The 26,605-nt window shown below is 62.2% G+C and carries 30 protein-coding genes; 20 read left to right on the top strand and 10 right to left on the bottom strand.

Features of this window, described 5'->3' with window-relative positions; translation table 11 throughout:
- Positions 1–131: 131 nt before the first annotated feature.
- Entirely contained in the window at positions 132–1,097 is a 966-nt protein-coding gene (locus FFM81_RS14885) for a VOC family protein (RefSeq protein WP_173883788.1), read from the bottom strand.
- A 187-nt stretch (positions 1,098–1,284) separates the two neighbouring features.
- Here FFM81_RS14885 and FFM81_RS14880 point away from each other — a divergent pair, with 187 nt between their 5' ends.
- From FFM81_RS14880 to FFM81_RS14865, 4 genes are all read left to right on the top strand, one after another.
- The gene (locus FFM81_RS14880) at positions 1,285–1,704 is read left to right on the top strand and encodes a universal stress protein (protein ID WP_003569434.1); all 420 of its coding nucleotides are present in this window, start codon (positions 1,285–1,287) and stop codon (positions 1,702–1,704) included.
- A 126-nt stretch (positions 1,705–1,830) separates the two neighbouring features.
- Positions 1,831–2,499, top strand: a complete 669-nt coding sequence (gene trhA / locus FFM81_RS14875; RefSeq protein WP_128399840.1) for a PAQR family membrane homeostasis protein TrhA — start codon at positions 1,831–1,833, stop codon at positions 2,497–2,499.
- Between the two features lie 80 nt (positions 2,500–2,579).
- Positions 2,580–3,116: a GNAT family N-acetyltransferase gene (locus FFM81_RS14870; protein WP_138384757.1), complete on the top strand. Its 537-nt coding sequence runs from the start codon at positions 2,580–2,582 to the stop codon at positions 3,114–3,116.
- Between the two features lie 101 nt (positions 3,117–3,217).
- Positions 3,218–3,919 (top strand): pentapeptide repeat-containing protein, encoded by a 702-nt coding sequence (locus FFM81_RS14865; RefSeq protein WP_138384758.1) that lies wholly within the window; start codon positions 3,218–3,220, stop codon positions 3,917–3,919.
- Positions 3,920–3,974: 55 nt separating this feature from the next.
- Here the strand turns inward: FFM81_RS14865 and FFM81_RS14860 are convergent, their stop codons facing one another.
- Both FFM81_RS14860 and msrB read right to left on the bottom strand, forming a co-directional pair.
- Positions 3,975–4,505: a GNAT family N-acetyltransferase gene (locus FFM81_RS14860; RefSeq protein ID WP_138384759.1), complete on the bottom strand. Its 531-nt coding sequence runs from the start codon at positions 4,503–4,505 to the stop codon at positions 3,975–3,977.
- A 50-nt stretch (positions 4,506–4,555) separates the two neighbouring features.
- Complete coding sequence (gene msrB, locus FFM81_RS14855) at positions 4,556–4,969, bottom strand: peptide-methionine (R)-S-oxide reductase MsrB (protein ID WP_138384760.1); 414 nt, start codon at positions 4,967–4,969, stop codon at positions 4,556–4,558.
- Between the two features lie 189 nt (positions 4,970–5,158).
- On the opposite strand from msrB, the gene FFM81_RS14850 reads away from it, so the two are divergent.
- The 9 genes from FFM81_RS14850 to FFM81_RS14810 all read left to right on the top strand — a co-directional run bounded on the left by FFM81_RS14850 (position 5,159) and on the right by FFM81_RS14810 (position 12,326).
- Complete coding sequence (locus tag FFM81_RS14850; protein ID WP_025415688.1) at positions 5,159–5,374, top strand: hypothetical protein; 216 nt, start codon at positions 5,159–5,161, stop codon at positions 5,372–5,374.
- 178 nt (positions 5,375–5,552) lie between these two features.
- Entirely contained in the window at positions 5,553–7,916 is a 2,364-nt protein-coding gene (locus tag FFM81_RS14845; protein ID WP_138384761.1) for a putative monovalent cation/H+ antiporter subunit A, read from the top strand.
- The gene (locus FFM81_RS14840) at positions 7,916–8,335 is read left to right on the top strand and encodes a Na(+)/H(+) antiporter subunit B (RefSeq protein WP_138384762.1); all 420 of its coding nucleotides are present in this window, start codon (positions 7,916–7,918) and stop codon (positions 8,333–8,335) included. The genes FFM81_RS14845 and FFM81_RS14840 overlap by 1 nt, the downstream gene beginning before the upstream one ends.
- Positions 8,332–8,712, top strand: a complete 381-nt coding sequence (locus tag FFM81_RS14835) for a Na+/H+ antiporter subunit C (RefSeq protein ID WP_246401099.1) — start codon at positions 8,332–8,334, stop codon at positions 8,710–8,712. The genes FFM81_RS14840 and FFM81_RS14835 overlap by 4 nt, the downstream gene beginning before the upstream one ends.
- 49 nt (positions 8,713–8,761) lie before the next feature.
- Positions 8,762–10,312: a Na+/H+ antiporter subunit D gene (locus FFM81_RS14830; RefSeq protein WP_138384763.1), complete on the top strand. Its 1,551-nt coding sequence runs from the start codon at positions 8,762–8,764 to the stop codon at positions 10,310–10,312.
- Positions 10,309–10,782 (top strand): Na+/H+ antiporter subunit E, encoded by a 474-nt coding sequence (locus FFM81_RS14825; protein WP_003569419.1) that lies wholly within the window; start codon positions 10,309–10,311, stop codon positions 10,780–10,782. The genes FFM81_RS14830 and FFM81_RS14825 overlap by 4 nt, the downstream gene beginning before the upstream one ends.
- Positions 10,779–11,123 (top strand): cation:proton antiporter, encoded by a 345-nt coding sequence (locus FFM81_RS14820; RefSeq protein ID WP_025415693.1) that lies wholly within the window; start codon positions 10,779–10,781, stop codon positions 11,121–11,123. Before FFM81_RS14825 ends, FFM81_RS14820 begins: the two co-directional genes overlap by 4 nt.
- Positions 11,123–11,455: a monovalent cation/H(+) antiporter subunit G gene (mnhG, locus tag FFM81_RS14815; protein ID WP_025415694.1), complete on the top strand. Its 333-nt coding sequence runs from the start codon at positions 11,123–11,125 to the stop codon at positions 11,453–11,455. Before FFM81_RS14820 ends, mnhG begins: the two co-directional genes overlap by 1 nt.
- A gap of 439 nt (positions 11,456–11,894) precedes the next feature.
- Positions 11,895–12,326: a Ros/MucR family transcriptional regulator gene (locus tag FFM81_RS14810; protein WP_003569414.1), complete on the top strand. Its 432-nt coding sequence runs from the start codon at positions 11,895–11,897 to the stop codon at positions 12,324–12,326.
- 209 nt (positions 12,327–12,535) lie between these two features.
- Here the strand turns inward: FFM81_RS14810 and FFM81_RS14805 are convergent, their stop codons facing one another.
- Positions 12,536–12,958 carry a SufE family protein gene (locus tag FFM81_RS14805; protein ID WP_138384764.1) on the bottom strand — a complete coding sequence of 141 codons (423 nt, stop codon included), beginning with the start codon at positions 12,956–12,958 and terminating at the stop codon, positions 12,536–12,538.
- A gap of 461 nt (positions 12,959–13,419) precedes the next feature.
- Positions 13,420–13,914, bottom strand: coding sequence for a DUF5330 domain-containing protein (locus tag FFM81_RS14795; RefSeq protein WP_138384765.1), 495 nt, complete (start codon positions 13,912–13,914; stop codon positions 13,420–13,422).
- 452 nt (positions 13,915–14,366) lie between these two features.
- Between FFM81_RS14795 and FFM81_RS14790 the strand changes: the two genes are divergently transcribed.
- The 4 genes from FFM81_RS14790 (at position 14,367) to FFM81_RS14775 (ending at position 18,809) form a co-directional block, all read left to right on the top strand.
- Entirely contained in the window at positions 14,367–15,908 is a 1,542-nt protein-coding gene (locus FFM81_RS14790) for a sensor histidine kinase (RefSeq protein WP_138384766.1), read from the top strand.
- Positions 15,880–16,803 (top strand): peptidoglycan-binding domain-containing protein, encoded by a 924-nt coding sequence (locus FFM81_RS14785; RefSeq protein ID WP_138384767.1) that lies wholly within the window; start codon positions 15,880–15,882, stop codon positions 16,801–16,803. The genes FFM81_RS14790 and FFM81_RS14785 overlap by 29 nt, the downstream gene beginning before the upstream one ends.
- Before the next feature lie 154 nt (positions 16,804–16,957).
- On the top strand, positions 16,958–18,403 hold the full coding sequence (locus FFM81_RS14780) for a methyl-accepting chemotaxis protein (RefSeq protein WP_025415696.1): 1,446 nt from the start codon (positions 16,958–16,960) through the stop codon (positions 18,401–18,403).
- 61 nt (positions 18,404–18,464) lie between these two features.
- Positions 18,465–18,809: a DUF1491 family protein gene (locus FFM81_RS14775; RefSeq protein WP_025415697.1), complete on the top strand. Its 345-nt coding sequence runs from the start codon at positions 18,465–18,467 to the stop codon at positions 18,807–18,809.
- 21 nt (positions 18,810–18,830) lie between these two features.
- On the opposite strand, the gene FFM81_RS14770 is transcribed toward FFM81_RS14775, so the two are convergent.
- Both FFM81_RS14770 and FFM81_RS14765 read right to left on the bottom strand, forming a co-directional pair.
- On the bottom strand, positions 18,831–19,880 hold the full coding sequence (locus FFM81_RS14770; protein ID WP_025415698.1) for a DUF2336 domain-containing protein: 1,050 nt from the start codon (positions 19,878–19,880) through the stop codon (positions 18,831–18,833).
- A gap of 250 nt (positions 19,881–20,130) precedes the next feature.
- A complete protein-coding gene (locus tag FFM81_RS14765; protein ID WP_003569406.1) occupies positions 20,131–20,337 on the bottom strand; it encodes a hypothetical protein in 207 nt (68 codons plus the stop codon).
- A 537-nt stretch (positions 20,338–20,874) separates the two neighbouring features.
- Between FFM81_RS14765 and FFM81_RS14760 the strand changes: the two genes are divergently transcribed.
- Positions 20,875–21,042 (top strand): hypothetical protein, encoded by a 168-nt coding sequence (locus FFM81_RS14760; RefSeq protein WP_003569405.1) that lies wholly within the window; start codon positions 20,875–20,877, stop codon positions 21,040–21,042.
- 64 nt (positions 21,043–21,106) lie between these two features.
- Here FFM81_RS14760 and FFM81_RS14755 read toward each other — a convergent pair whose 3' ends face one another.
- The 3 genes from FFM81_RS14755 to FFM81_RS14745 form a co-directional block, all read right to left on the bottom strand.
- Positions 21,107–21,655, bottom strand: coding sequence for a DUF1254 domain-containing protein (locus FFM81_RS14755; protein ID WP_138384768.1), 549 nt, complete (start codon positions 21,653–21,655; stop codon positions 21,107–21,109).
- Complete coding sequence (locus tag FFM81_RS14750) at positions 21,648–22,235, bottom strand: DUF1214 domain-containing protein (RefSeq protein WP_003569402.1); 588 nt, start codon at positions 22,233–22,235, stop codon at positions 21,648–21,650. The genes FFM81_RS14755 and FFM81_RS14750 overlap by 8 nt, the downstream gene beginning before the upstream one ends.
- Positions 22,236–22,504: 269 nt before the next feature.
- A complete protein-coding gene (locus tag FFM81_RS14745) occupies positions 22,505–24,691 on the bottom strand; it encodes a transglycosylase domain-containing protein (protein WP_138384769.1) in 2,187 nt (728 codons plus the stop codon).
- Between the two features lie 216 nt (positions 24,692–24,907).
- Between FFM81_RS14745 and FFM81_RS14740 the strand changes: the two genes are divergently transcribed.
- Both FFM81_RS14740 and FFM81_RS14735 read left to right on the top strand, forming a co-directional pair.
- Entirely contained in the window at positions 24,908–25,384 is a 477-nt protein-coding gene (locus tag FFM81_RS14740) for a YcgN family cysteine cluster protein (protein ID WP_138384770.1), read from the top strand.
- Between the two features lie 217 nt (positions 25,385–25,601).
- Positions 25,602–26,585: a TerC family protein gene (locus tag FFM81_RS14735; protein ID WP_138384771.1), complete on the top strand. Its 984-nt coding sequence runs from the start codon at positions 25,602–25,604 to the stop codon at positions 26,583–26,585.
- Positions 26,586–26,605: the final 20 nt, after the last annotated feature.

The following is a 26,605-nucleotide window of genomic DNA, read 5'->3' as shown; positions in this document are numbered from 1 at the left end:
GCTGCCGCGGTTCCGGTTCCCTGGAGGGGAAGGGCCATGCAGAAAGCCGCCCGCGGCACGGTTTTTGACGCGTTATTTTGCTCGCAGCGCGTGAATATTTCAGCCGTTGGCGCTGCTCCGCACTTGGGTAATTACGCCGAAAGCGTCAGCCCGATCCCCCACGGATCCATTAGGAATGTGCCGCCGTCGCGCTTCTCGCTCTTGATTTCCAGTTCGTCGAGTTTGGAGATCGCCGCATCCAGTGTCGCCTTGTCGTTGAATCGGACCTTGTAGTCCGAAAGTCCGGTCATGTTGGCGGCGCGTGCCGTTGCGCCGCGGCTGTTCCAGATATTGGCGGCGATATGGTGGTGATAGCCGCCGGTCGCAAAGAAGCTCGCGCCCGGACGGCTCGCCATCAGCTTGAGGCCAAGCACGTCACGGTAAAAGGCGTCGGCCTGCGGGATGTCGCCGACCTGCAGATGCAGGTGGCCGATTGCCGTTCCCTCCGCCATACCGCCCCAGCGCTCGTCCGGCGCGCTGTCATAGAGCGCCTGCAGGTCGAGGCGCAGCGTCGCCATCTCCACCATGCCGTCCTGTTGGAATTTCCATTGTCCGTGCGGCCGGTCGGCATAGATTTCGATGCCGTTGCCTTCCGGATCGGACAGATAGATCGCCTCGCTGACGAGGTGGTCCGAGGCGCCGTCGAGCGCGACATTGTTGTGTGCCGCATGCCGCAGCCAGCGCGCCAGTTCGGCCCGATCCGGCATCAGGAAGGCGGTGTGGAAAAGGCCGGCGGCATTGCGCGGCGCGATCGCCGCATCTTTGGTCGTCGTCAGCGTCAGCAGCGGCAGATCACCGACGCCCAGCACTTGCCCGCTTGCGGTCTTCTCGATGAGCGTCAGGCCGAGCATCGATTGATAGAAGCCGGACACGAGGGCAAGGTCGCTCACGATGAGATGCGACTGGTCGATATAGGCGGGCCGCGTCAGCGCATAGGAAGTTTCGGGCGTCATGGATTGTTCTCCTGCCTCTGATCTGGCCTGTAGAATGGAAGGCGTTCCGGCGGTGGCGGCAAATGTGCCGCCCGCAGCAAGGCCGAGGAAGTTTCGCCGGTTCATTCGCCTCTATCTCCTCGGCTGCCGTACTTGATGCCTATATGGCGGATTGCGATTGTTCACAGAAGTCCCGTTTTTGACGATAAACTGTTGAGCAGGTGTTGACGATGACTTGCGCCCACTTGATCGCGGTCAAAGCGCTCATATCTTCTTTAGAGGATACTTATGCATCTCAGTCATGGAGGGAGCCATGTACAGGAAAATCATCGTCGCGATCGCGCTCGGCGGCATCGAAAAGGGAGAACAGATCCTCCGCAAGGCCGCGTCCTTGCTCGACGACGGCGGCGAGATCGTCGCGCTCAATGTCATCGAGGATGTGCCGACCTATGTCGCGATCGAACTGCCGGCCAACATGGTCGAGGATGCCATGCAGGACAGCCGCGATAAGCTCAACGCGCTGATCGCCACGACCGGCATTGCGGCAACCGTCGAGGTCCGCAACGGCCCGCCCGCCAAAGCGATTATCTCGACTGCCGAAAGCCACAGAGCCGATCTCATCATCGTCGCTTCGCATGTTCCCGATTTTTCCAATTACTTCATCGGCGCCACCGCCGACCGGGTCGTGCGCCACGCCAAATGCTCGGTGCTCGTCGACCGGCAAAAGATTTGATCGGGCAGCCGCCTCGCTGCCGAACAGCCTGTCACGAAGATTTACCGCCGGTGCGCTTTGCCGCAGTTGCGTGCCCGTCGGTTCGATGCAACGATTGCAATCGGGGTCCAAAACGGATTGGCGTGCATGGCCGAGTTCAACGGTGTTCGCTGGGCTTACGACAAATATGAACTGATCGCCGACGGCATCGTCCATGGCGTCGGTCTCGTGCTGGCGCTGATCGGCGCCACCGTGCTGATCTTCTATGCCACGCTCTGGAGCTCCTACGGCGCGCTCGCCGCCGCCTGGATCTATGGCGTCGGGCTGGTGCTGACGCTCGCCATTTCCTTTTCCTACAATGCCTGGCCGGTCTCGCGCACCAAATGGTACCTGCGCCGCTTCGACCATTCGGCAATCTTCCTTCTGATCGCCGCCACCTACACGCCCTTTCTCGAACGCGGCGCCGACGATCCGCTGCTCCTCTTCATGCTGGTGGCGATCTGGCTGTTCGCCGCCGCCGGCGTCGTGCTGAAATGCGTCTTTCCCGGCCGTTACGACCGTGTTGCCATTCTGCTTTACCTCGCCATGGGCTGGAGCGGTGTGCTGGTGGCCGGCCCCGTCGCCGCGCGGATTCCGTCCGCCTCGATGCTGCTGATCGTCATCGGCGGGGTCATCTATTCGCTCGGCGTCATCTTCCATGTCTGGGAGAGACTGCGTTTCCAGAACGCCATCTGGCACGGTTTCGTCGTCACCGCCGCGGCCGTGCATTATTCGGCCGTGTTCACCTGTTTCAGCCTGCCGGCGCCCGGCGTCTGATCAGGGCTGTTTCCGAAGCCGTTTACATCTTCGGAGGCGGGGCGTATGCCATTTCGGCAGTCAATTCGAGCCGGGCAATCATGACAGACGCCGTTCTTCTCCGCGACGCGACCGAGGCCGATCTTCCCGCCATCCGTGATATCTACAATCACGCCGTCGAGCACACGACGGCGATCTGGAACGACACGCTGGTCGATCTCGAAAACCGTCGGGAATGGATGAAGGCGCGCAAGGCCCGCGGCTTTCCCGTCATCGTCGCGGAAATCGTGGGCAAGGTCGCCGGCTACGCCTCCTATGGTGATTGGCGCGCTTTCGACGGTTACCGCCACACCGTCGAGCATTCCGTCTATGTCGACAAGGATTGCCGTGGCGCCGGCATCGGCGAGCGGCTGATGCGCGAGCTGATCGTCCGTGCAACGGCCGGCAAGATCCATGTGATGATCGCCGGCATCGAGGCCGAGAACACCGCCTCGATCCGGCTGCATGAAAAACTCGGTTTCCGCGTCGCCGGCAGATTTTCCGAGGTCGGCACCAAATTCGGCCGCTGGCTTGATCTCACCTGTATGGAGCTTCGCCTGCCTGCGGCCGATCCGGCAAGCTCCGGCAACCCTTTGTGAAGGGCGCTCGCCATCTTTTTATTGTAGTCTGAGCTGTGTAAGAAAATGGAGGCAGCCTGCTTCGCGGGAGGCCTCAGAATGGTATGGAGGTGAACAGTTCAATGGCAATGCACGGATCGTCGCTCGGTCTCCTCGCCCTCGTCCTTCTGGCATTTCCGCCGGTCGCTGCCCGGGCCGCCGATTGCGGCAGCCTGGCCTCACCGAAGCTCGACTGGCAGGAATGCACCAAGAAGAACTTGATGCTGCAGGGCAGTGATCTCGAAGGCGCCAACCTCGTCGGCACCGATTTCTCGCTGACCGATCTTGCCGGCGCCAACGTCAAATCCGCCAATCTCGAGAAGGCAACGCTGGTGCGCGCCTCGCTCGAGGGCGCCCACGCCGAAGGCGCCAGCTTCGCCAAGATCGAAGCCTATCGAGCCAGCTTCGCCAATATCATCGCCGAAGGCGCTTCCTTCGCCGGCGCCGAGCTGCAGCGAGCCAATTTCGCCGGCGCCAGGCTTGCCGGAGCGAGCTTCGAAAAAGCCGAACTCGGCCGTGCCGATTTCGACAAGGCGGTGCTGACGGGCACGAAATTCTCTTTCGCCAATCTCTCCCGTGCCGATCTCTCCGGCGCGAGCTTCGAAGGCCCGGCGATGTTCGAGCGCGCCTTCATGTTCCTGACCCGCATCGAAGGCCTCGACCTCTCGGCCGCATCCGGCCTCGAACAGGCCCAGATCGACCTCGCCTGCGGCGACGCCTCGACCAAACTCCCGGCCGGCCTGTCGGCGCCGACGAGCTGGCCGTGCCCTGTCGAGCATGAATGATCTGGCAGACACGGGTTGCCCCGCTCCCCATTAAAACGAGAGAGGGGACGGATGCTTATGCTTTCTCCGAGATGTAGAGGTGGAATTCCACCTTGCATCCATCTGAGCCCACGGCCTTGAAGAATGTTTCCCGCCGTCGATGCACCCGCTCCGCGACCCGTTGCGAGCGCATATTATCCGGCCTTACGATGGAGACGATGCGCGCCAGACCGAGCGTACCGAGCGCGTGGTCCCGGCAGGCGGCGGCCGCTTCGGCCGCGTAGCCCTTGCCCCAATGGTCGCGCCACAGGTGGTAGCCGATCTCGGGTCCCAGCCCTGCGGAGGTTTCCTGCAACGTGATGCCGCAATCACCGAGCAAGGCGCCGCTCTGTCGGTCGGTCACGGCCCAGAGACCAAAACCGTGACTGCCATAACTGTCGAAGGCGAGCCGCTGAAACCAGCGCGCGGTCTCGTCGAAGCTCTTTATCCCCGGATAATAACGCATGCATTCGGCATCGCTGAAAATGCGGTGGAGAAACGGGAGATCGGCAGGCGTGATCTCCCGTAGTGTCAGCCGGTTGGTATGGAGGATGATATCGCGCGCCATTGACCTCTCTCCTGCGAGATCGGCCACTTGCCGACTCCAGCGCCGTGCGCCTATTCCCCTGCCTCAAACACCATGGAATGGCCGTTGATGCAGTAGCGCAGGCCGGTCGGCGGCGGGCCGTCGGGGAAGACGTGACCAAGATGGGCTTCGCAACTGCCGCAGCGGATTTCGGTGCGCACCATGCCGAAGGCAGTGTCGCGATGTTCGGTCACCGCATCGGGCGAGACGGCTTCGAAATAGCTCGGCCAGCCGCAGCCGGCATCGAATTTGGTGTCGGAGCGGAAAAGCGGGGCATTGCAGCCGACACAGCGGTAAAGCCCGGTCTCGAAGGAATCCCAGAAGGGGCCGGTGAAGGCGCGCTCGGTGCCGTGCTGGCGGGTGATGCGGTATTGCTCGGGGGTGAGCTGCTCTTTCCATTCCGCGTCGGTCTTGTGGATCTTGGCGGTGGTTGCAGTGTCGGACATGCCATGCTCCTTTCGCCGAGGGGCGGTTCCGTTTCGCGAGAAAATGTGGTGCGCCGTCTCCGATTCATCAAGTCTTGAGCACCATCCTGCCCAATTCGCCGTGTACCGCTTTTTGGGGAGGACGCTTGCTCTTACATCCGTCAGGGGTTTTCTGTTAGGGTTAATGTTACGTGCATTGGGGAATCACTGGTGTTTGAAGCAGCAATCGTCCTGCTCTACTGCCTCGTCGCTTTGGCGGCCATGGCGGTCACGCTGTTGGAAGGCTGGGCCAACCATGACGGCTTGACGCTTCATCGTCTCGCCGGACTATTTGCCTGCCTGCTCTGGCCGCTGACACTTCTGATCTTCGTCCTGCACGGCTGCATCGCCCGGCTGCTGACGCGTCTTTCCCGGACGACAGCCTGATGCCGGCCCGGACGACAGCCTGATGCCGGCCCGGACGACAGCCTGATGCCGGCCCGGTCGACAGCCTGATTGGCTTCGTCCCATTGGCGAAATTGCTTGAGGCGCTCTACCATTTCGCCTAAGTCAGAGGGCAGCCGGTTTTCTCCGGCTTTCGTCTGTTGCCGGTAGAGGAGGAGACATGGCCGATGTCACGGCTCTGACATTTCTGGCCTTGTGTCTGCCGCTTGCCGGCGCTCTTGCCGCTCCCTTTGTCATCCGCATCTTCGGCGCCAACGGCGCCTGGCTGCTGGCGATCGCTCCCTTGCTCGCCTTTCTGCACTTCCTGCGTTTCGTGCCTGCGATCGCGCGTGGCGAGGTCGTCGCCGGCGGTTATGCCTGGGTGCCAAGCTACAATCTTTCCTTCTCCTGGTTCCTCGACGGCCTGTCGCTGGCTTTCGTACTGCTGATCACCGGCATTGGCACGCTGATCGTGCTCTATGCCGGCGGCTATCTCAAGGGACACAAGGATCAGGGCCGCTTTTTCTCCTTCATCTTCCTGTTCATGGGGGCGATGCTCGGCGTCGTCGTTTCCGACAGTTTCCTGATGCTCTTCATCTTCTGGGAGCTGACGTCGATCACCTCCTTCCTGCTGATCGGCTTCGATCACGAGCGTGCGGCGGCGCGCCGCGCCGCCCTGCAGGCGCTTGTCGTGACCGGCGGGGGAGGGCTCTGCCTGCTGGCCGGACTGCTGCTGCTCTGGAACATATCAGGCGTGACTGAGATGTCGCAGCTTATGCGATTTGGCGATGCCGTGCGCCAAAGCCCGTTCTATCTAACGGCCCTGATCCTGGTCCTTGCCGGCGCCTTCACCAAATCGGCGCAGTTCCCCTTTCATTTCTGGCTGCCGAACGCCATGGAGGCGCCGACGCCGGTGTCGGCCTACCTGCATTCGGCCACCATGGTGAAGGCTGGGGTCTATCTGCTGATGCGGCTCAATCCTGTCATGGGAGCGACGCCTGCCTGGGAAATCCTTCTGCCCTTCTTCGGCGGCCTGACGCTGGTGGTCGGCACCACGCTCGCCATCCGACAGACCGACCTGAAGCTCAAGCTCGCCTATACCACCGTCTCGTCGCTCGGTCTGCTGGTCATGCTGATCGGCTTCGGTTCCGAACATGCGGTGGAGGCGGCAGCCCTCTATCTGGTGGCGCATAGTCTTTTCAAGGGCGCGCTGTTCATGGTCGCCGGCATCATCGATCATGAGACCGGCACACGCGATATCACCAGGCTTGCCGGCCTGGGGCGGGCGATGCCGCTGACATGGGTCATCGCACTGGCGGCGGCTCTCTCCATGGCCGGCTTGCCGCCCTTCTTCGGCTTCCTCGCCAAGGAAGAGATCTATACGGCACTGATCGGCGGCGATGTCCGCGCGCTTACCTTCACCGCCGTTACCGTCTTCGGCAATGCGCTGATGTTTGCCGTCGCCTTCGCCGTGGCGCTGAAACCGTTTCTCGGCCGGCCGGTGGAGACCCCGATACATCCGCATGAAGCGCCCGTCCTGCTCTGGCTCGGCCCGGCCGTTCTCGCCGCCCTCGGCCTGCTGGCCGCGATCTTTTCGAGCTTCACGCACGCTCTCCTGTCGTCACCGATATCAGCCGCCATCCGCCAGACTCCTGCTGACATCGACGTTTCGCTGGCGCTGCATCCAGGCGTGCCCTTGGCGCTCTCGGTTCTGACGGTGCTGCTCGGCATCGGCATCTATTGGCAGCTCGCCCGAGTCCGCGCGGCGATGGCCATCTTTCTCATCGCGGCCGGGCGCGGGCCGGATCATGGCTTCGACCTTGCCATATCGGGCCTTGTTCGCTTCGCCGGCCGCCTCATGCGTATTCTCCAGCCGGGGCGGCTGCAGATCTATATTGCCTGCACCTTCCTCTCGGTCGCCGCCATCCTCATCATTCCCCCCGTCGTCTATGGTGAACTGCCGCACCTTCCCGCCTGGCCCGCCGATGTCAGGCTCTATGAATGGGCGGTTTTGTTGATCGCCGCCGTCGGCCTTGCCGCCGTGCTCGTCGCCCGCGACCGGCTGACGGCGATCGTCTCGCTCGGAATTCAGGGTTTTGCGGTCGCCATCATCTTCCTGCTGTTCGGCGCACCGGATCTGGCCTTCACCCAGTTCATGGTCGAAACCCTGTCGGTGGTCATTCTCGCCCTTGTTATCACCAGGCTCCGGCTCTCGCCGGACGATCAGCGCCCGCTCGGACGAAGCCTGTTCGACGCGGCGCTGGCGCTTGCCTGCGGCCTCGGCCTCACGCTTCTGCTGCTGCGGGCGACGCAGGCGCCGTTCAACGATGCGCTGACGGTGTTCTTCAACGCCTATTCGAAATCGATCGCCCACGGCGCCAATGTCGTCAACGTCATCATCGTCGATTTCCGCGGCACCGACACGCTCGGCGAAATCGCCGTCGTCGCGGTCACCGGCCTTGCCATCCTGGCGCTGATCCGTATCCGCGCCGGCACCGAGCGCAAGCTTGCCGCCAATGATCCCGCGCTGGAGACAGAGGGCTGATGAACACCCTGATCTTCCGCACCGTCGCTCCGTTCCTCACAGCGCTGATGCTGCTTTTTTCCGCTTTCGTGCTGTTGCGCGGCCACAACGAGCCGGGTGGCGGCTTCATCGGCGGGCTGATCGCCGCCTCCGGATTGGCGATCTACGGTATCGCCCGCGGCGTCGCCGCCGTTCGCCGCGCGCTGCTTTTCCATCCGCTGTCGATCGCCGGCTTCGGCCTGCTGCTATCGACGCTGGCGGGGCTTCTCTCCATCCTTTTTGCCGTTCCCTTCATGACCGGCCTCTGGGTCTACCCGAACCTCTTCGGTCTCGAAGTGCCACTGTCGAGCGTTTTGCTCTTCGACGTCGGCGTCTATCTCGTCGTGCTCGGCGCCATCACCTCGATCGCACTGACATTGGAAGAAAAGGAGGTGGAATGATGGAGCCACTTCTGGCGATCCTCGTCGGCCTGTTCTTCGCTGCCGCCATCTATCTCTTGCTGTCGAAATTCACGATCCGCATCATGCTCGGCATCGCCATCCTCGGCAATTCGGTCAACCTGCTGCTCTTTACATCAGGCCGGCTGACGCGCGAGGTGCCGCCGATCATCCCCGCCAATCTGGAGAGCTTGCCCGCCGGCACCGCGAACCCGCTGCCGCAGGCGCTCATCCTGACCGCAATCGTCATCTCCTTCTCCTTCCTCGCCTTCCTGCTGGTGCTGACCTACCGCGCCTACCAGGACCTCGGCACCGACGACACCAGCGAAATGCACGCCGCCGAACCCGACGACCGGCCGCTGCCGCCATTGGGGTATTGATGCGGATGTTGGTGCTGCGCGTCCCCAGCGTTTCCAAAGGCCACCGCTGATGGCCGCCCCGACCACCGTCGATCTCTCCGCCGCCCTGATCACCGCCCCAGTGCCGATCGGCCATTGGCTTGCCATCCTGCCGGTCGCCCATTGCATCACGCTGGGCGCCGTCCTGCTGATGCTGCGCGCTTACCCCCGCCTGCAGGCCTGGCTGGCCATATCTGGCCTTGCGGTTCTGGCGCTGATCGATGCGGCGCTGCTTGCCAAAGTCGTGGCCGAAGGGCCGCTCACCATGGTCATGGGCCGCTGGCTGCCGCCCTTCGGCATCGCCTTCACCGTCGACCTTTTCGGGGCGCTGATGGCTTTCACATCAGCCCTTGTGGCGCTCGCCGCCGGCATCTATGCGCTCGCCGATATCGGCGAAAGCGGCCGGCGATACGGGTTCTTCCCGCTGCTCATGCTGCTGATGGCCGGCGTCAGCGGCGCCTTTCTCACCGGCGATGTCTTCAATCTCTATGTCTGGTTCGAGGTGCTGCTGATTTCCTCCTTCGGGCTGATCATCCTCGGCTCCGAACGTCAGCAGATCGACGGCGCGCTGAAATATGCGGTGCTGAACCTCATCGCCACGACGCTGTTCCTGATCGGCGTCGGCATCCTCTATGCCGTCTTCGGCACCCTCAACATGGCCGATATCGCGTCGAAGGCGAGGGATTTGCGCGCCACGGCGCCGCTGATGACGCTGGCAAGCCTCTTCCTGCTCGCCTTCGCCATGAAGGCGGCAGCCTTCCCGGTGAATTTCTGGCTGCCCGCCGCCTATCATACGCCGCGCATCGTGGTCTCGGCGCTGTTTGCCGGTCTGCTCACCAAGGTCGGCATTTACGCGCTGATCCGGGTGCTGGTCATGCTGCTGCCGATCGAACGCGCCGAACTCAGCCCGCTGATTGCGCTTGCCGCCGCCGCGACCATCCTCGTTGGCGCACTCGGCGCGCTTGCCGAAAACGATATCCGCAGGCTGTTCGGCTATGTCGTCATATCGGGCATCGGCAATATGCTGGCCGGTGTCGCACTTGGCGGCACCGGCGGCGGCATCAGCGGCGCGGTCTTCTACGCGCTCCATTCGATGGTGCTGATGACGGCGCTCTATCTCACAGCCGGCGAGATCGCCCGGCGCGGCGGCGGCTTCTTATTGTCGGCGCTCGGCGGCCTCTATCGCCAAAGCGGCGGCTTCACCGCGCTCTCGCTCGTGCTCTTCCTGGCCGCCTGCGGCCTGCCGCCCTTTTCCGGCTTCTGGCCGAAAGTCATTCTCGTCAAGGCCTCGCTCGATCTCGACGCCTGGTGGCTGGCGGCCGTCATCCTCGGCGGCGGTTTTCTGACGACGATCGCCTTCGGACGCCTCTTTCTGCTCGTCTATTGGCGCCCGGCGCCGGCAGCAGGCGTGCCATCGCCAGCCGTCTGGCGCACCGGCCTGCCGCTTGCCGCGCTGACGGCGCTGGTCGTCGGCTTCGGCATCCTGCCGGAACAGCTGCTGGCTCTGTCGCAATCGGCCGCCGCCGGTCTTGCCGATCCGCGGGCCTATCTTCATTCGGTTTTCCCCGGAGGCGCGCGGTGATCGCCTTTCTCTTCAACCTGCTGCTTGCCATTGCCTGGGTCACTGTTACCGGCAGCGCCTCGCTGCACAATCTCGTCTTCGGCTTCCTGCTTGGCGCCCTGGCGTTGTTCATCATCCGCGAACCCTTCGGCGGCAATGGATATCTGCGCCGCGCCGGCCTGGTGCTCTCGCTCGCCGCGCTGTTCCTGAAGGAATTGACGCTGTCAGCCTGGAGGGTGACGCTGACCGTCCTCTCGCCCGATATGAAGCTGAAGCCCGGCATCTTCGCCTTCCCGCTGACGGTGACGAGTGATTTCGAGATCACGTTGCTCGCAAACCTCATTACCCTGACACCCGGCACACTTTCGGTCGATGTCGCCACAGATCGCCGCACGCTCTATGTCCACGCGCTCGATTGTTCCGATCCCGAGGCAAGCAAGCGTGACATCGCCAATGGTTTCGAACGCAAGATCATGGAGGCTTTCCGGTGATCACACCTGCCGCCATCGTCGCGGCCGCATCCTCGGCCGCACTCGTCATCCTCGGCCTGGCGCTGATTCTGACGGTCTGGCGCGTCGTTGCCGGCCCGACATTGCCGGACCGCATCCTCGCCCTCGATATGCTGACCGGCATATCAATCGGTCTCATCGCCGTCATCGCGGTCAAAACCGGCTTTTCGCTCTATATCGATATCGCCATCTCGCTCGGCCTCGTCGGCTTCCTGGCGACGGTCGCCTTCGCCCGATTCGTGCTGTCGCGGGGCAACTTCAAATCGCCGGCCCCTCCGGCAAAGGCCGGCGCAAAAAGGCGCCATGCGGGAGGGAAGAAATGATGATCGATTATATCCTGGCTGCCATCGTCGCTGTGCTGCTGATCGCCGGTGCGCTCTTCGCTCTTTCGGCGGCGATCGGCCTGGTCAGGCTGCCCGATCTCTATACGCGCATGCACGCTGCCTCGAAGGTGGGCACGGTCGGTTCCGGTCTGCTGCTTCTTGCCGCCGGCCTCTATTCGCAGGAACTGGCGGTTCTCGCCCGCGCCATTGCCGGCTTCGTCTTCTTGTTGCTGACGGCGCCGGTCTCCGCGCATCTGCTGGCCAGGGCCGCCCACCTTTGCGGATATGCGCTCGGTGCCGTCTCGGTCCGCGACGATATGCGCAAGCGCTGAGCCTGTGCTGTTTCGCTGCTTTACCAGATTTATGCAAAACTTATGCACAGGAAGCTGTGAGTAAAGCTTGCCCGCAGGCGCCTTAATTCTTCATCTGTCATTTTTTCTCAAGAAAAACGACAAATAATAATTGGCCTTTCGACCAAACGATGGTATTTGAAAATGCAAGTAGAGTTCTGATTGTGAATTACAATCGTACTGCTTCCAAGTCCCTCAGTTTCGATTTTTCATGTCTAAACTGGGGCCATGGCCTGGAGCATGACGTAGTGGTTTGCAGCCAGGCAGTATTAGGACAGGTCTCGCTCTTCGGAATCTAGGGGTGGATTCGCGTTTTTCGAAACAGAAGGTCGCTTCCGGTGCTTTTGCTGTTCGCTTCTACGAGGCGGGTCTTTGACGTAACAGTCAAAGGCCGTTTGAGCATGCTAACAGGAGAAAAAATATGACGGAAATGGCGACCGGCAATGCGCCGGAGCTGCTTGTGGAACTGACAGCCGACATTGTCGCGGCTTATGTCAGCAACCATGTTGTCCCGGTCAGCGACCTGGCAAATCTGATTTCCGACGTGCATTCGGCACTGAGCAACACGTCCGTACCGCAGCCTGCTGCGGCCATCGTCGAAAAACAGAAGCCTGCAGTCTCTGTCCGCAAGTCCGTACAGGACGAGCAGATCACGTGTCTGGAATGCGGCGGCAACTTCAAGTCCCTCAAGCGTCACCTGATGACGCATCACAGCCTCTCGCCGGAAGAATACCGCGAGAAGTGGGATCTGCCGACCGACTACCCGATGGTAGCGCCCGCCTATGCCGAAGCGCGTTCGCGCCTGGCAAAAGAGATGGGCCTGGGTCAGCGCCGCAAGCGCGGCCGCGGCTGAGCTTTTTCGAAAGCCACCAACGACAAAAGCCGGGTCTTGTGCCCGGCTTTTCTGTCTCTGGTTGCGGCGGCGCCTCGGCTCTATGCTTTACAAGCAGCCGTAGAATGTATTCCTATACTATGAGTAAGTGTGAATATACTAATTCGCTAACAAATCGCTTTTCGAATCGCTCGGCACGGCATCGCTCGAAGCCCTAATCGCAAGCGCGTTCAGGCCGCGGCGCGGAGCTTTGCTTCTTCGCGGATCCGGTTGACCATCGATCGCAGTCCGTTCGAACGCTGCGACGACAGGTTCTCCACCAGGCCGATCTTCGAGAAGATTTCGAAGGCATCGAGCCCGGCGATCTCCGACGCCATCTTGCCGGAATAGGTGGCCAGCACGATGGCGACGAGGCCGCGCACGATATGGGCGTCGGAATCACCCTCGAAACTCATGACCGGGTTGTCGGGATCGCCTGTCGTATGCGTCACCAGCCAGACCTGGCTGGCACAGCCCATCACCTTGTTTTCGGTGGTACGCTTCTCCTCGGCCAGGTCGGGCAGCGCCTTGCCGAGTTCGATGACATAGCGATAGCGGTCTTCCCAATCGTCCAAGAAGGCGAAGTCGTCGATGATCTGGTCGAGGGATGCCATGGGAAAGCCTTTCAATCTTACCAGTGCATATAGGTGAAAGACCGGCGGATTTGAACAGCTAAAGCAATTCCAGGAGAAGTGTGATGCGGTTTTCCCAGGTCAGGCGCGAAGCGGTTTGATCGGGAATTGCGTTACAAAAAGAAACGCCGTGAGGGATGGGCATCCTCACGGCGCAGCAACATGCTGAATTAAACAGGGCAGGCACGTCAGGCATGGGGCATTTCCGCGTCATCCGGACCACCGATGCAAGTTCAAGCAATTCCCAGCAAAAGTGCGCAGCGGTTTTGCGTCCGGGATTGCGTAAAACAAATCAGCAATTCCCAGCAAAAGTGCGCAGCGGTTTTGCGTCCGGGATTGCGTAAAACAAATCAGCAATTCCCAGCAAAAGTGCGCAGCGGTTTTGCGTCCGGGATTGCGAAAAGAAAAGAATGCTCTGCGGACGAGTGCCCGCGAAAATTTCGTCAAATTGCCGGCTTCGGCGTCGGCAGCGGGATCGCGCCGGTGACAACTGTCTCAGCGGAAGCGTCACCCTCGACCGGCGGGCGGTAGGGCATCGGCTGGTTCAGCGCGGCCTTTGCCTCGCGGAGCTTTTCCTGGATGGCGGGTGCCGCCAGCGAAGGCGCGGCGCCAGCCACCGGCATCTCAGCTTCGGCGTGCCTTGCGGTCGCCGGCGCCTCGTCCTTGAACTGGCTGTCGAGCAGTTCGTAGGCGACGCGGGCGCCTTCACGCGCCCGGTAGCCGAGTGCGGTAACAGTTTCCGCTCCCTTGGCGCAGACTTCGGGCTTCTCCGAGCACATGCCGGTGAGATAGTCATAGGCGCCGCTCGCCGCCGTAAAGGCGTCGGAAAGCTGCAATTGCGGGCCGCTGGCAAGCTTATCGGAGCCCTCCGTGCTGAAGACGGAAAGAAGCACGAGCACAAGGCCAAACCAGAAGGATCCTTTGATCAGAAACCACATTGTCGTTGCCCATCCTGTTTTCCCGTCCGGTTCTTGTCGCCGAATCAGGCCGGTTGTCCGGTGTGTTTTCACCCTACCGCCAAGTTGCGAATGCCGCTTTTCGAAACTCACGCGCATTTGCGGCAAATTTAATTCAAATTTTAGCGAACGGCATTTGACGGACATTTTAGTCGAATGCGAGCAATCGCCGTTAAGCATCAGGGCAGCACCTGCTTGCAATTGCAGGGCTTTTGCCGGCTCGCCTTGCCACAAGAGTTAATGCAATGCTGAAATATGAGGAAAATCCGTCGCTTACCTGCCATTAACCACAAAAGGCAAAGAGCCTTCCGGATGCTTCAAAACGGGATTTTCGGCCCTTTCCGGCTGTGAACGGCGCTTTTGCCTTATCCTTTCTTTAAGCCGCCGGGGCCTATTGTCCGGATCGACAGACAGCCTTTTTGGGCGGGTATTGCGTGCAAGTATTGAGTAACATTGGCGGCTGGGTGACGGCGCTCGTAGACCGGGCGGCGACAAGCTGGCTCTCCCGGACGGGCGGCGGTGAAGCCGTGCGCCAGCGCGAGCTCGCGATCCTGCGCCGCCTCGTGCTGTTCTCGTCGGCCGCTCTCATTGCCGCGCCTATCGGTCTTTCGGCGGTCACCAGTCCGGCCGTCGCCTTGCCGGCAGGGGTTGCCATGGTCTGCGCCGCTTTTCTGTTTTCCGCCGTCGGCAGCATCGCGCTTGCCCGCCAGGGCTCGTCCGCCGGTATCGCCACACAGTCGGCCGAGGACTTCTTGCTTGCTGCCACCCCCGGCCTCGTCTTCTTCCTCGACCCGCATGGCAGTGTGGCGACCGTCGGCGGCCGCGACCGGCGCGATTTCCTCGCCTGGATGCGCGATCCCAAGGGCAGAGGTTTCCTCGAGCAGGTGCATGTTTCCGACCGCATCCTTTTCCTGCAGGCGCTCGATAACCTGCGCCGGGGCGAGGATGCCGAGTGCGTCGATCTGCGCATCGACCGCCCCTCGGTCGCGCGCGATCAACGCCAGTTCGCCTATCTCCGAATGGACATGACAGCCCGGCGCGACGCGGACGGCGAACTTGCGGCTATCATTGCCCAGCTGCGCGATGTCTCCGTCGAGCAGCAGCTGCGGGCCGAAGCCCAGAACCGCGTCGCCGATGCCGAATCGGCAAACGACGCCAAGTCGCGCTTCCTCGCCGCCGTCAGCCACGAGCTGCGCACGCCGCTGAACGCCATTCTCGGTTTTTCCGATATCCTGATCGGCGAATATTTCGGCAAGTTCGAAAACGACCGCCAGCGCGAGTATGTCGGCCTCGTGCGCGAATCCGGCGCGCATCTCTTGTCTGTCGTCAACACCATGCTCGACATGAGCAAGATTGAAGCCGGCCGTTACGAGCTGATCCTTGAAGCCTTCGATATAGCGAGCTCGGTCAAATCCTGCGAATCGATGCTGGCATTGCAGGCCAAGACCAAGGGCCTGACGCTGACGAGCCGGATCCAGCGCGGCCTCGGCGAGATCGTCGCCGATCAGCGCGCCATTCAGCAGATCCTCATCAATCTCGTCGGCAATGCCATAAAGTTCACCGAGGCCGGCGGCGTCGTCTCGGTCGATGCGGCGGCCCGCGACGGCATCCTCAAGCTGACGGTCAGCGACACCGGCATCGGCATTGCGGCCGACAAACTGGCCTTGCTCGGCCAGCCCTTCGTCCAGATCCAGAACGACTATACCCGCCGCTTCGAAGGCACAGGACTTGGTCTCTCCCTGGTCAAGGGGCTGGTGGCGCTGCACGGCGGGCATTTCGCCATCGCCAGCCAGCCCGGGGAAGGCACGATCATCACCATCGAGATCGCGGTGGACGGCTCGGGCGCCGTGATCGCCGAAGACGCCGGCCATGGCGCGACTGTCGAGTTTCCGCCGCGGCTGAAGGGCGCGGTCAATGCAGGTGCAGAATTGGGGGAGGGGCGTTTCGATGGCCGCGCGCAAGCGAAAATCGCCTAAGGGAAAAAGGGGACGGCAGCAGCCGGGCCTGCTGATGTCGGGCGCAGCCGCCCTGGGCGGCCTCAGCCTGCAGGGTGCTTCGGTGCTCGGCGGCGTTATCGGCCGCAATCCGTCGGTTGCCGGCGGCACGATCACCTTCGTCGTCATCTTCTCCTTCGTCGCCGCCAATGCGCTCTGGTATCAGCCGGGTCTGCATCCCCATCCGATTTTCCGCACTCGCGATCCGCAGTCTCCCAACGTGGTTGGCGCCCGCCGCCCGGCCGAGGAGCAACAGGGCGACGTCACCACCTTCCGGATCGAACGGCCGGAGGATGCCGCGACCACCACCAACGCAACGCCGGCGCCCCCCGCGCCCGGCCAGCAGCCGAGCCAGCTTGTTATGGACATCCAGCAGCAGCTCGTGCGCCGCGGCCTCTATAACGGCATACCCGACGGCATCATCGGCCCGCGCACCAGTGCGGCCATCCTCTTCTTCGAAGAAACCGTCGGCATGGCCCAGACCGGCGATCCGACGCCGGAGGTGCTGGCGGCACTGAAGACCGATGCATCAGGTCCTTCCACCATTCCCACGGAAAAGCCGCCCGAGGATGTAAGCTCGAAGGCGGCGGCGGAAGACCCGGTCGCAGCAGCGATCCGCAGCGCCGAAAAGACGGTCAAAACCGCTCCTTCCGCCGCAAAGCAGGTCCCCTCAAGCGAAATTACCAATGTCGACCTGGTGCTGAAGATCCAGAAGGGCCTTTCCAACATGGCCTATGCCAATGTCGGCGTCGACGGCGTCGCCGGCGAGCAGACCCGTGCGGCCATCCGCCATTTCCAGAAGCACTATAACCTGCCCGAGAACGGCGAGCCGAATCAGGCGGTGCTGAAGAAACTCAAGGAAATCGGCGCGATATAACGCGTGTCCCCGGACGAAGACGTCCACAGAGCAACGCGCTTTGGCAGTACGACCGGTTTTGCCTTACAACCTAAGTCTAAGGTGCGGCTGCTGTTTGCAACTTGTTAACCATGTTGTCTGAAGCTTTTCCGATTGGGACGGGGGAGCGTCGATCATGCATGCGTTGAAGGCGACAGACGATCTGGCTGGAGAACCGGCAGAGGCGGGAGGCCCTGATCAGGAGGCGTTACGCCACATCCTGCTGCGCCTTGCAGAAGAGGCTTCCACCCTTGGCATCGATCTCGTCGATATCGCCGGCGCCATCCAGGACATGGCGGCGATGTCGGCCCGGCATGCTTCCGCCTTCGATGATGTCACCCGCACGGCCCTGTCGATTGCCGAGACCAACCGCTCGGTCGCAGTGTCGCTGCGTGAGACCGACCGCACGGCGGCCGAGGCTCGCCAGATGCTGAAGGAATCAGCGGACCGGCTGACCGGCTCCGTTACCGAGATCGGCCACATGGTTCGGTCCTCCGAAGAAATCGGCACGGAGATCGCCGGTTTTTCCAAGTCGCTTGCCGATGTCGACGGTATCGCCGAGGAGATCAGCACCATTGCCCGCCAGACCAACCTGCTGGCGCTGAATGCCGCGATCGAGGCGGCACGCGCCGGCGATGCGGGCAAGGGTTTCGCGGTCGTCGCCGCCGAGGTGCGGGCGCTGTCGCTGCAGACGTCGAAGGCGACGGGCTCGATCCAGCAGACGCTGGACGAACTGCGGGTGAAGATCGACCGGCTGTCGGTCGCAGGCGGCGATGCGCGCGATAGTGCAGCAGGCGTGCGCGACAAGTCGGAGGCGATGCGCGGGGCCTTCGAAAACATGGAACATGTCATCACCCGCATCCTCGACAGTTCGACCGTTATGGCCAACACCACCGAGGCGGTCGACCAGCAATGCGCCGGCTTCGTCGGGACGCTCGGCGAGATGTCGGCCGAGGTCGCCGGCTCGAATGTGAGGCTGCAGCAGGCGGCCAAACGCGTCGACAGCGTCGTCGGCCTGTCCGAAACCCTGATCCAGCTGACGGCGAGCGCCGGCGTCGAGACCGCCGACAGCCGCTGGATCGAGGAAGCGCAATCGGTGGCGAGGCAGATTTCCGGCGCCTTCGAACGCGCCGTCGCGGCGGGCGAGATCGGTCTCGATGCCTTGTTCGACCGGCGCTATCGGCCGATACCGGGCTCCGATCCGGCCCAGATGATGGCGGCCTTTACCGAACTCACCGACCGCTTGCTGCCGCCGATTCAGGAACCCGCGGCAGCCTCGGACGAGCGCATCGCCTTCTGTGCGGCTATCGACGAAAACGGCTACCTCCCCACCCATAACCGAAAATTCTCGCAGCCGCAGCGGCCCGGCGACACTGTCTGGAACACTGCCAATTGCCGCAATCGCCGCGTCTTCGCCGATCGCGTCGGCCTTGCCGCCGGCCGCAGCACAGCGCCATTCCTCGTCCAGACTTATCGGCGCGACATGGGCGGCGGCAATTTTGTGATGATGAAGGATATTTCCGCTCCGATCACCGTCCGCGGACGGCATTGGGGAGGATTGCGGCTGGCCGTCAAGGTCTGACCACCGGGGCAATCTTTGCCGCCGCATTGCCGCCAACGGCAGCCCGGTCTATACCGCGCCGATGAGATTACGCGCCGACATCTTCGTTTCCGCTCTCCTACGCCGCGTCTTTGCCAGCGGCGATTTCGCCGCCGTCGAGAAGAAGGGTGCGGAGGAGGCGGGCGCGATCTTCATCCGCCAGCATTTTCGCGACGGCCTGGAAACGCTCTATGCGCCGGCGCCGCAGACCGCCTTCGGCGAAGGTGAGGCGGGCGACCGCCTGTTCGAAGTCCGTCTGTCACGGGCTGAGCCGGAAATGGTGCGCGTCATGCTGGAGCGTGAACGCCGGTTCGACCCCGATCTCTGGATCGTCGAGCTGGAGGCGGAAGAATTGGCAGACATCATCCCGCTGGCGCGGGATGGCTGAGGGCGGGCGGCGCTGCTGATTTCAGCGGGACCGCCGCCCCAGGACACGCAGGTCGCGTGGCGCCGGCGGCTGATGGATGAAGCGGTGGTTCGGCTTTTCCTGAGGTGCGGGCGCATTGGCCGCCTCGGGCTTATAGGTGTAGCGATCGGCGCGGCGCCAGGCGTCCACCCGTTCATGGCATTCTTCCGGATCGAGCCCATCGAGCACCATCCAGCCCCGCGTGACATTGTGCTGCTGTTCGGCAAGGTGCGGATAGAACCTTTCCAGCACGAAGACGGCGTCGAGAAAGCCCATGCCGAGGCTCGTCAGCGTCGTGGCGAGCTGCTGGCCGGAAAGATCGAGCATGATGCGCTCGGCAAGCCAGCGGCTGGCCGACAGCGCATCGGCGAGCGCGGTTGCGAAATGCGTCGCCTCGCGCGAGCGGGCGAAGCGCACCAGCAGCGCTTCCTGAATGTCGGTGAGTGTTCTGAGGCCGAGCCTGTCGTCCTCCTGATGACCGAGATGACCGGCAAGGCCGAGAATACGCTCGCGCAACGCCTCTTCATTGGCAACCCGCTGTTCCTGTAGCGCATCCGCCTCGTTGGTCTCGGCCGGCGCCGGCGAAAGCGGCACCGTCTGTGATGCCGTGACAGGCGCCGATGCGGCCGGCGGCCGCGGCTGGCTCTGGCGCAGCGCCACCAGCGCATCGATCACCTTCGGCGAGAGCGAATCGCGGCTGACGATCGTCTTGACATGCGCTGCACCCTGCGTGCGCGCGATGGTAATCAGCGTATCGTCGGCGATTGCCTTGGAGGCGGCCAGAAAAGGGGCGGCGATCTCGATCGGCTGGTTTCCGATGAACAACGCCACGGCCGCCGGCATGTTTTCGCATTGGGAGAGTGCTGCGACCGCCTGACGTTTGGCCTCGTCGGAAGAGGCCTGAAAGAGCGGCATGAATAGCTCGGCAAATTGGCGCAGTTCGGACCGTGTCGGATGAGACAGGTTCTCGAAACTGCTGACGGTCGCCATCAATACCACGTCCTTTTTCCTGACGGCCAATGGGCCCTCTAGGTCTCGAAACCGGTCACGCACAAGAACACCCCGAAAACGCCGAACCAAGGGGAATCACGGGCCTATATGCGCTGGCGGAACGCATGCCGGGCCACATGGGTTATGAACAAATCCTACACCGACAGGGTTAATGCATGCTGAAGATTTTATTCAAATGCAACAGAAGGATACACGCGGAGCGTGTCGCTTTAAGATTAGGTGGCAACAGAAAGAGTCCGGTTTGAACAGGCCTCTATAACGATTGTCATCGCGGGCGTGGTGGGGGAAAAGTTCAGGCGGCCTTGCGATCGCGGAGCGCGTCCAGCAGCTTTTCGCGGCTGTCGTGACCGGCCTGATACAGGTCGAGTGCTGCGGATGCCGCATACTGCGCCTCGACGCTCTTGATGTCGACGCGCCGTTCCGCGCACCAGGCATCGAGCGCGCCGCGCAGCACGTCGAGATCGTCAGGCGAGAAATATGAATTCACCAGCAAAGACACCGCTAGCCTCCGCATTCCGGCAAGAGCGTGAATATCCGCGGCCGATCGGGCCCGGAAACGCGTGATCGACTGGAGCAACCATACGCGCATGCGAGGCGGCCGCAATTAAATATTTTCATGAAGCATTTTTGCAACAGCGTGCCTTTCCCATTGGGTAGGTCTGCAGCGTCCTGTCAACTACATGAATTGTTTCTAACTTTATACTCCATGCCCGGCCGGGACCTTGAGCGGGCGGTATGAAACCAAATCAACTCTTCGCGCGTTTCAGGGGAAGTAACGTGAACTATGTTTGGCATCCGCCGAATATTAGTAAACTGTTAACTGTCATCTGTCTCAATTCGGATGGGAACGACGCGATTTGAGTGTGTGGATCGTAGAAACTCCTGATCACGGTATTTCAACCAGGTGCCGTGGGAAAGGCGCGAATGCCCTCGGTCCGGTCACTCCGCCACCGCAGGACGCGCCGGCTCGCACATTGGCGGGCAGGGTGAAATCCATCGCAAGTTCATCCGTCTCGGGCAGTGCATGGAGACGAGAATGGCAATAGTAGTCGCATTGGCGGATCGGCTGCCGCGGGCGCCGCGCCGCCCGGACAAAGAGCTCCGCGAAGCCAAGATCCTGTGGTTCACCGGCGTCCGCTACGAGCGGTTGATCGAGAACCCGAAACCGCGTCCGGCGTCCGCGCCGCGCGTCAACAAGAAGTAGCGTCCGTTCAACCCCAGGGCGTAGTCCCCGAAAAGCGGTTTTCGGATGACATCACGCTCTCGTTCTAGCGGGCGGTGAATTGCTCGCAGCCGGCTTCCGTCAGGAAGTTCCGCGCCGCCTCATCGAAACTCGCCTGCGGCGCCAGCGTCCGCAGCACGGCATAGCCGTCCGGCCGTGCCATCTCCACCAGGATCGCCTGCTGCAATTCCGGCGGCAGGTTCTTGCGCAAATCGGTCAACTGGATCGGCCCGCCGGCCAGCACGTCGAGCGCGCCGCCGACCGAGGTCCTGTCGTTCATGCTGAAGACCTCGTTGGAGGCGCTGTCGTAAATCGCGATCGACCAGAAGGGCACATTGCCCTTGGCGGTGAAATGCACGGGGGCATCCTCGACGTCGAAGGAGCAGACGGCGGTGCGGACGAAGGGGTCGCCATTGGCAAGGCCCGCTTCGTCATACTGGCCGCCGAGCAGGGTGAAATTGTTGAGGTCGCCCTCCGCCTCCACACGGGTCGCCGCATCCTTGCCGGTGAAATGCGGCAGCGACAGGATGATGATGAGGTGCAGCAGCGCTGCACCGAAAAGACCGGTCAGGATGGCAAAGAAGATCCTAAGCATTGCCGCATCCGGTCTTGGTGAGCTTCGGCATGGCGAGGTCGATCACCCCGGAGCTGCCGGCGGTCGGCGTGTCGAACAGCGTCAGCACCAGCCGAAAGGTACCGGCCTCCGGCAAAGCCAGCCAGTTGCCCGGCTGCGCCGCGGCGGAGATTTCGATCGAGAAGCTGCTATCGGGCTGGCGCAGCACCGTCCAGGAATTGAGCGCCGAGGGATGCCCGGTCTTCACTGCCGCCGGATTGCCGCCATTGTCGGCGGTAAACAGGGTCCAAAGCCGGGCAGGCGGTGTTTGCCCGCTGATGCGGTAGCGGCAGCCGGCATTCAGCCGCGCGCCGTCGTCGTCGACGCTCGCCGTGAAGGTCAGGCCTTCGGCGCTGCCGTAAAGCAGCTTGCCGGCGCGCGCCCGGTGCGACTTGGCATAAGGATCGGCATCGACCGTCTGCAACGCCGGAAAGGCCTCCCAGGCACCGAGCTTGATCGCCCCGAAACCCTGTGTCGCATCCAGCGCATACAGCGAAATCATGATCCCGCCGCCGAAGGCGACGATCAGCGTGACCAGGATGAACAGGGGAAATCGAAACACATTATGACCTTGGAAACCATATCAGATGAAAGGGTTACCACTGATTCTGGCAGGGTGGAATGCCGCGCCGTGACATAGGCGATTATTGATCCACGGTTATGGTGTGTCCGGCAAAGCAGCCATGCCTCTTGCAGCATGGCTGTGTGGTTCGTGCGAACGGTTGCCCCTCACCCGTAAACGGGGCGAAGGTGGTGGCAGCCGGATGACGGGCGGGTATCGGCAATCTCTCAAGGTCGACGATTTTCGGAATCTGCGCGAGACGCCGGCAGCTATTCCGCGCTCGCCACCTTCGCCGGCGCCAGCGGGGCCGCATTCTTCAGCTTCTCGCCGAGCCTCCTGAGGATCTCGGTCGATTGCACCGAGAGCATGCGCGGCCGGATGAGCTGCGGCAATCCGTCCTGCGGTTTGGCGGCGGCGGTCTTGGCGAGATCCTTTTCCGACGGCAGGGGGTTTTCGATGCCGGGGATGGCGCGCAGCGTCACACCCTGATGGGCATAGTCCATGGCGCGCTTGAAGGTCATCGCCGGCAGCGAGCCGCCGGTCATCTCGTTGGTCGAGGTGTAGTCGTCATTGCCGAACCAGACGGCGCAGGTGTAGTTGCCGGTGAAGCCGACGAACCACGCGTCGCGATAGGCCTGGGTCGTGCCGGTCTTGCCGGCGGTGACGATGCCATTATCAAGCGCCGCTTTTCGCGCCGTGCCGACATAGGGGACGCGCGACAGCATCTGGTTCATATAGGCATCGGCCTGTTCGGAGAGCACACGTTTGGCGGCCGGCTCGTCGCGGTCGAAATCGTAGAGCACGTCGCCGGCGTAATCGAGGATCTGGGTGATGCCGTGGCGGCGCGACTGGTAGCCGCCGGCCGGGAAGGTGGCATAAGCGGTCGCCTGGTCGAGCACCGTCACCTCCGAGGTGCCGATTGGAATAGTGACGTCATCGCGGATCGGCGTTTCGACACCGAGGTTCTTGGCCATCGCCCGGATCGGCTGGATGCCGAGCTTCTCCTTGGCAAGCCGCACCGGCACGGTGTTGATCGACTGGGCGATCGCCGTCTCCAGCGTGATGCGTCCGACATAGCGGTTCGCGTAATTGTGCGGGCTCCAGTTGCCCCAGTAGATCGGCGCGTCGACGATCGTCGTCTGCGGGGTCATCCCGCTCTCCATCGCCAATGCATAGGTATAGACCTTGAAGGAGGAGCCCGGCTGGCGCAGCGCCCGGGTGGCGCGGTTGAACTGGCTCTCGCCATAATCGCGGCCGCCGACCATGGCGCGCACCGCGCCGCCGTTCTCGATCATCACCATGGCGCCCTGCTTGGCGTGATAGGCCTCGCCATATTCACGCAGCGACGTTTCGACCGAATCCTCGGCCGCCTGCTGGATGCCCATGTCGATCGTCGTGCGCACGATCAGCGAATGCTGGTGGAAACGCGGCGAAAGGCGCTGCACCTCGTCGAAGGCCCAGTCAAGGAAGAAGTCGGGCGATTCCACCTCGTTGCGGTCGACGACAGTCGCAGGGTTGCGCCTTGCGGCGATCACCTGGCCCTCGGTCATCAGCCCGCTCTGGACGAGATTGGTCAGCACCTCGTTGGCGCGCGCACGCGCCGCCGGCAAGTTGACATGCGGCGCATATTTCGCCGGCGCCTTGAACAGGCCGGCGAGCATGGCGGATTCGGCAAGGTTCACATCGGTGATGTTCTTGCCGAAATAGAACTGCGCCGCCGCGGCCGCGCCAAAAGTGCCGCCGCCCATATAGGCGCGGTCGAGATAGGTGGAGAGGATTTCCTTCTTGGAGAGGTTCGCCTCGAGCCACAGTGCCAGGAATGCCTCGGTGACCTTGCGGTCGATCGAGCGCTCGTTGGACAGGAACAGGTTCTTGGCGAGCTGCTGGGTCAGCGTCGAGCCGCCCTGCACGACTTCGCCGGCCTGGGCGTTGGTGACCATGGCGCGGAAGAGGCCGATCACGTCGATGCCGAAATGATCGAAGAAGCGCCGGTCTTCGGTGGCAAGCACGGATTTGATCAAGGAATCCGGCAGCTCGTCGATCGGCACTGAATTCTGGTGGATGACGCCGCGATGGCCGATGACGTTGCCGTAGCGGTCGGTAAAGGTGACGGCGAAATCGCCGCGGTTGCGCCAGTCCTCCTTGGTCGCCTCGAAAGCCGGCTGGGCAAGCAGCAGCATCAGCACCGAGCCGGCCGCCCCGAGCGTCAGCCCTTCACCGGCAAGTTCGAAGAACATGCGCTTCCAGCCGCGCACACGGAAGCGGCGGAAGAAGATGGTGATGTCTTCCCAGATCTCGGCGGCGCGGAAGCCGGCGTTCCAGACGGTCGAATCGATCCAGGAATCGATCCGCAGCAGAATGTGACGGCTCTTCGTCGGCCGTTTGCCCGCCGTGTCATTCGCCGTTTTTTCTGGCCCGTTTTCAGATCCCTTTTCAGGGTTGTCCGGATCCTGCACGTCCTGTATTCCCGCCTGATCGCGCTTCACTCATGTCCGGCCGTGGGAAAGCGACGAAGCGCGAGGTCGCCATCTGGCCGCAAAGCTCTCCGATATCGGGAGAGCATGCTCCGGTACCAGGAGCATGCTGAAGAATTGATTGATTTTGCCGCCGATAACAAGAGAGATGCTTGACGGTCACGCGAATTTGCGGGCCGCTGTTGCAAGAAACGAACGATGATCGATCTGCCCTTCTGGAAGCGCAAGACGCTTGCCGAAATGACCGTCGCCGAGTGGGAGAGCCTCTGCGACGGCTGCGGTCTCTGTTGTCTCAACAAGATCGAGGAATGGGATAGCGGCGATATCTATTTTACCTCGGTCCGTTGCAAGCTGCTCGATGGCGAAAGCTGTCGCTGCTCCAGCTATGAGAACCGCTGGGATTTCGTGCCGGACTGCGTGCAACTGACGAAGGAGAACGTGCCCGATATCGCCTGGCTGCCGCCCACCTGCGGTTATCGGTTGGTCGATGAAGGCCGCGATCTCTATTGGTGGCACCCGCTCGTCTCCGGCGATCCGGAAACCGTTCATGCCGCCGGCATTTCCGCGCGTGGCCGCAGCATTAGCGAAACCGAGATCGATATCGACGATCTCGAGGATTACGTCGTCGACTGGCCGCTGACCGTGGGTGAGGAGAAGGACGAAGAGGAAGCCTGATCCGGCCCCGGCTTTCTCTCGCGGGGCGAATGATGCATTCGCAATGCGCATGCCTCAGCGCGACAGATGAAATTGGCACTGGTGGCCGCTTGATTATTGAAAAGTGCGACCCTACCTGCGGTTCGACCCGCTGGTCCGGGCCCCTCTGGCGAGAGCTTCGGCACTCTTGCGATGTCGGACCTCTTTTCCGACAACCAGTGCCGACAGGGGACTATCCTTGAATCTCTCTTTTTTGTTCACCGAGTGGCTGGGAACGCCGCTCTGGATGTGGTCGAGCTTTTTCGTCCTCGTCATCGCCATTCTATCCTTCGACCTCGGTATTCTTCATAAGCAGAACAAGGAAATCGGCGTTCGCGAAAGCATCAAGCTTTCTGCCCTCTATATCGCCCTCGGCCTGACCTTCGGCGGTTGGGTGTGGTGGTACCTCGGTTCTGAGGCCGGCCTTGCCTATATGACAGGCTTCGTCGTCGAAAAGACGCTGGCGCTCGACAACGTCTTCGTCATCGCCTTGATCTTCTCCTTCCTCGCCGTGCCGCGCCTCTACCAGCATCGTGTGCTCTTCTGGGGCATCCTCGGCGTCATCGTGCTGCGCGCCATCATGATCGGTGTAGGCGCGACGCTGGTCGCCGAATTCGCCTGGCTGCTTTATATTTTCGCCGCCTTCCTGATCGTCACCGGCATCAAGATGCTGGTCGTGAAAGAGGCTGAGCCCGATGTCTCGAAGAACGTGCTTGTACGCTTCATGCGCAGCCGCTTCAACGTCACCGAGGAACATCACGGCGAGCGGTTCTTCGTCAAGAAGGAAAACCCGAAGACGGGCAGGATGACCTGGTTTATAACGCCGCTGTTCATGGCGCTCGTGATGGTCGAAGTGGCCGACGTCATCTTCGCCGTCGATTCTGTTCCCGCGATCTTCGCCATCACCACGGACCCATTTATCGTTTACACCTCGAATATCTTCGCGATCCTCGGCCTGCGCGCCCTGTATTTCGCGCTCGCGGCGATGATCCATCGCTTCCGCTACCTGAAGCCGGCGCTCGCCATCGTGCTGATCTTCATCGGCTCGAAGATCTTCCTCGCCGATCTCCTGGGTCTTGAAAAATTCCCGGCTGCGCTCTCGCTTGGCATCACCTTCGCGATCATCGCTGCCGGCGTGGTCTGGAGCCTCCTCAAGACGCGGGGTCCGCAGCAGCCCGCCTGAGCGGGCGCTGCATCCGGACA

Origin of the sequence: Rhizobium hidalgonense (assembly GCF_005862185.2) — a bacterium.
Classification (GTDB): Bacteria; Pseudomonadota; Alphaproteobacteria; order Rhizobiales; family Rhizobiaceae; genus Rhizobium; species Rhizobium hidalgonense.
The sequence above is the reverse complement of the archived record's forward strand: the minus strand, read 5'-3'. Positions and strand labels throughout refer to the sequence as shown.

Coding starts and splice junctions, on each gene's coding strand:
- FFM81_RS14760 (WP_003569405.1), top strand. CDS start 20,875: ATGGCAATAGTAGTCGCATTGGCGGATCGGCTGCCGCGGGCGCCGCGC.
- FFM81_RS14785 (WP_138384767.1), top strand. CDS start 15,880: ATGGCCGCGCGCAAGCGAAAATCGCCTAAGGGAAAAAGGGGACGGCAG.
- FFM81_RS14880 (WP_003569434.1), top strand. CDS start 1,285: ATGTACAGGAAAATCATCGTCGCGATCGCGCTCGGCGGCATCGAAAAG.
- FFM81_RS14865 (WP_138384758.1), top strand. CDS start 3,218: ATGGCAATGCACGGATCGTCGCTCGGTCTCCTCGCCCTCGTCCTTCTG.
- FFM81_RS14740 (WP_138384770.1), top strand. CDS start 24,908: ATGATCGATCTGCCCTTCTGGAAGCGCAAGACGCTTGCCGAAATGACC.
- FFM81_RS14775 (WP_025415697.1), top strand. CDS start 18,465: ATGAGATTACGCGCCGACATCTTCGTTTCCGCTCTCCTACGCCGCGTC.
- FFM81_RS14810 (WP_003569414.1), top strand. CDS start 11,895: ATGACGGAAATGGCGACCGGCAATGCGCCGGAGCTGCTTGTGGAACTG.
- FFM81_RS14860 (WP_138384759.1), bottom strand. CDS start 4,505: ATGGCGCGCGATATCATCCTCCATACCAACCGGCTGACACTACGGGAG.
- FFM81_RS14870 (WP_138384757.1), top strand. CDS start 2,580: ATGACAGACGCCGTTCTTCTCCGCGACGCGACCGAGGCCGATCTTCCC.
- trhA (WP_128399840.1), top strand. CDS start 1,831: ATGGCCGAGTTCAACGGTGTTCGCTGGGCTTACGACAAATATGAACTG.
- FFM81_RS14845 (WP_138384761.1), top strand. CDS start 5,553: ATGGCCGATGTCACGGCTCTGACATTTCTGGCCTTGTGTCTGCCGCTT.
- mnhG (WP_025415694.1), top strand. CDS start 11,123: ATGATCGATTATATCCTGGCTGCCATCGTCGCTGTGCTGCTGATCGCC.
- FFM81_RS14885 (WP_173883788.1), bottom strand. CDS start 1,097: ATGAACCGGCGAAACTTCCTCGGCCTTGCTGCGGGCGGCACATTTGCC.
- msrB (WP_138384760.1), bottom strand. CDS start 4,969: ATGTCCGACACTGCAACCACCGCCAAGATCCACAAGACCGACGCGGAA.
- FFM81_RS14805 (WP_138384764.1), bottom strand. CDS start 12,958: ATGGCATCCCTCGACCAGATCATCGACGACTTCGCCTTCTTGGACGAT.
- FFM81_RS14840 (WP_138384762.1), top strand. CDS start 7,916: ATGAACACCCTGATCTTCCGCACCGTCGCTCCGTTCCTCACAGCGCTG.
- FFM81_RS14835 (WP_246401099.1), top strand. CDS start 8,332: ATGATGGAGCCACTTCTGGCGATCCTCGTCGGCCTGTTCTTCGCTGCC.
- FFM81_RS14830 (WP_138384763.1), top strand. CDS start 8,762: ATGGCCGCCCCGACCACCGTCGATCTCTCCGCCGCCCTGATCACCGCC.
- FFM81_RS14795 (WP_138384765.1), bottom strand. CDS start 13,914: ATGTGGTTTCTGATCAAAGGATCCTTCTGGTTTGGCCTTGTGCTCGTG.
- FFM81_RS14780 (WP_025415696.1), top strand. CDS start 16,958: ATGCATGCGTTGAAGGCGACAGACGATCTGGCTGGAGAACCGGCAGAG.
- FFM81_RS14755 (WP_138384768.1), bottom strand. CDS start 21,655: ATGCTTAGGATCTTCTTTGCCATCCTGACCGGTCTTTTCGGTGCAGCG.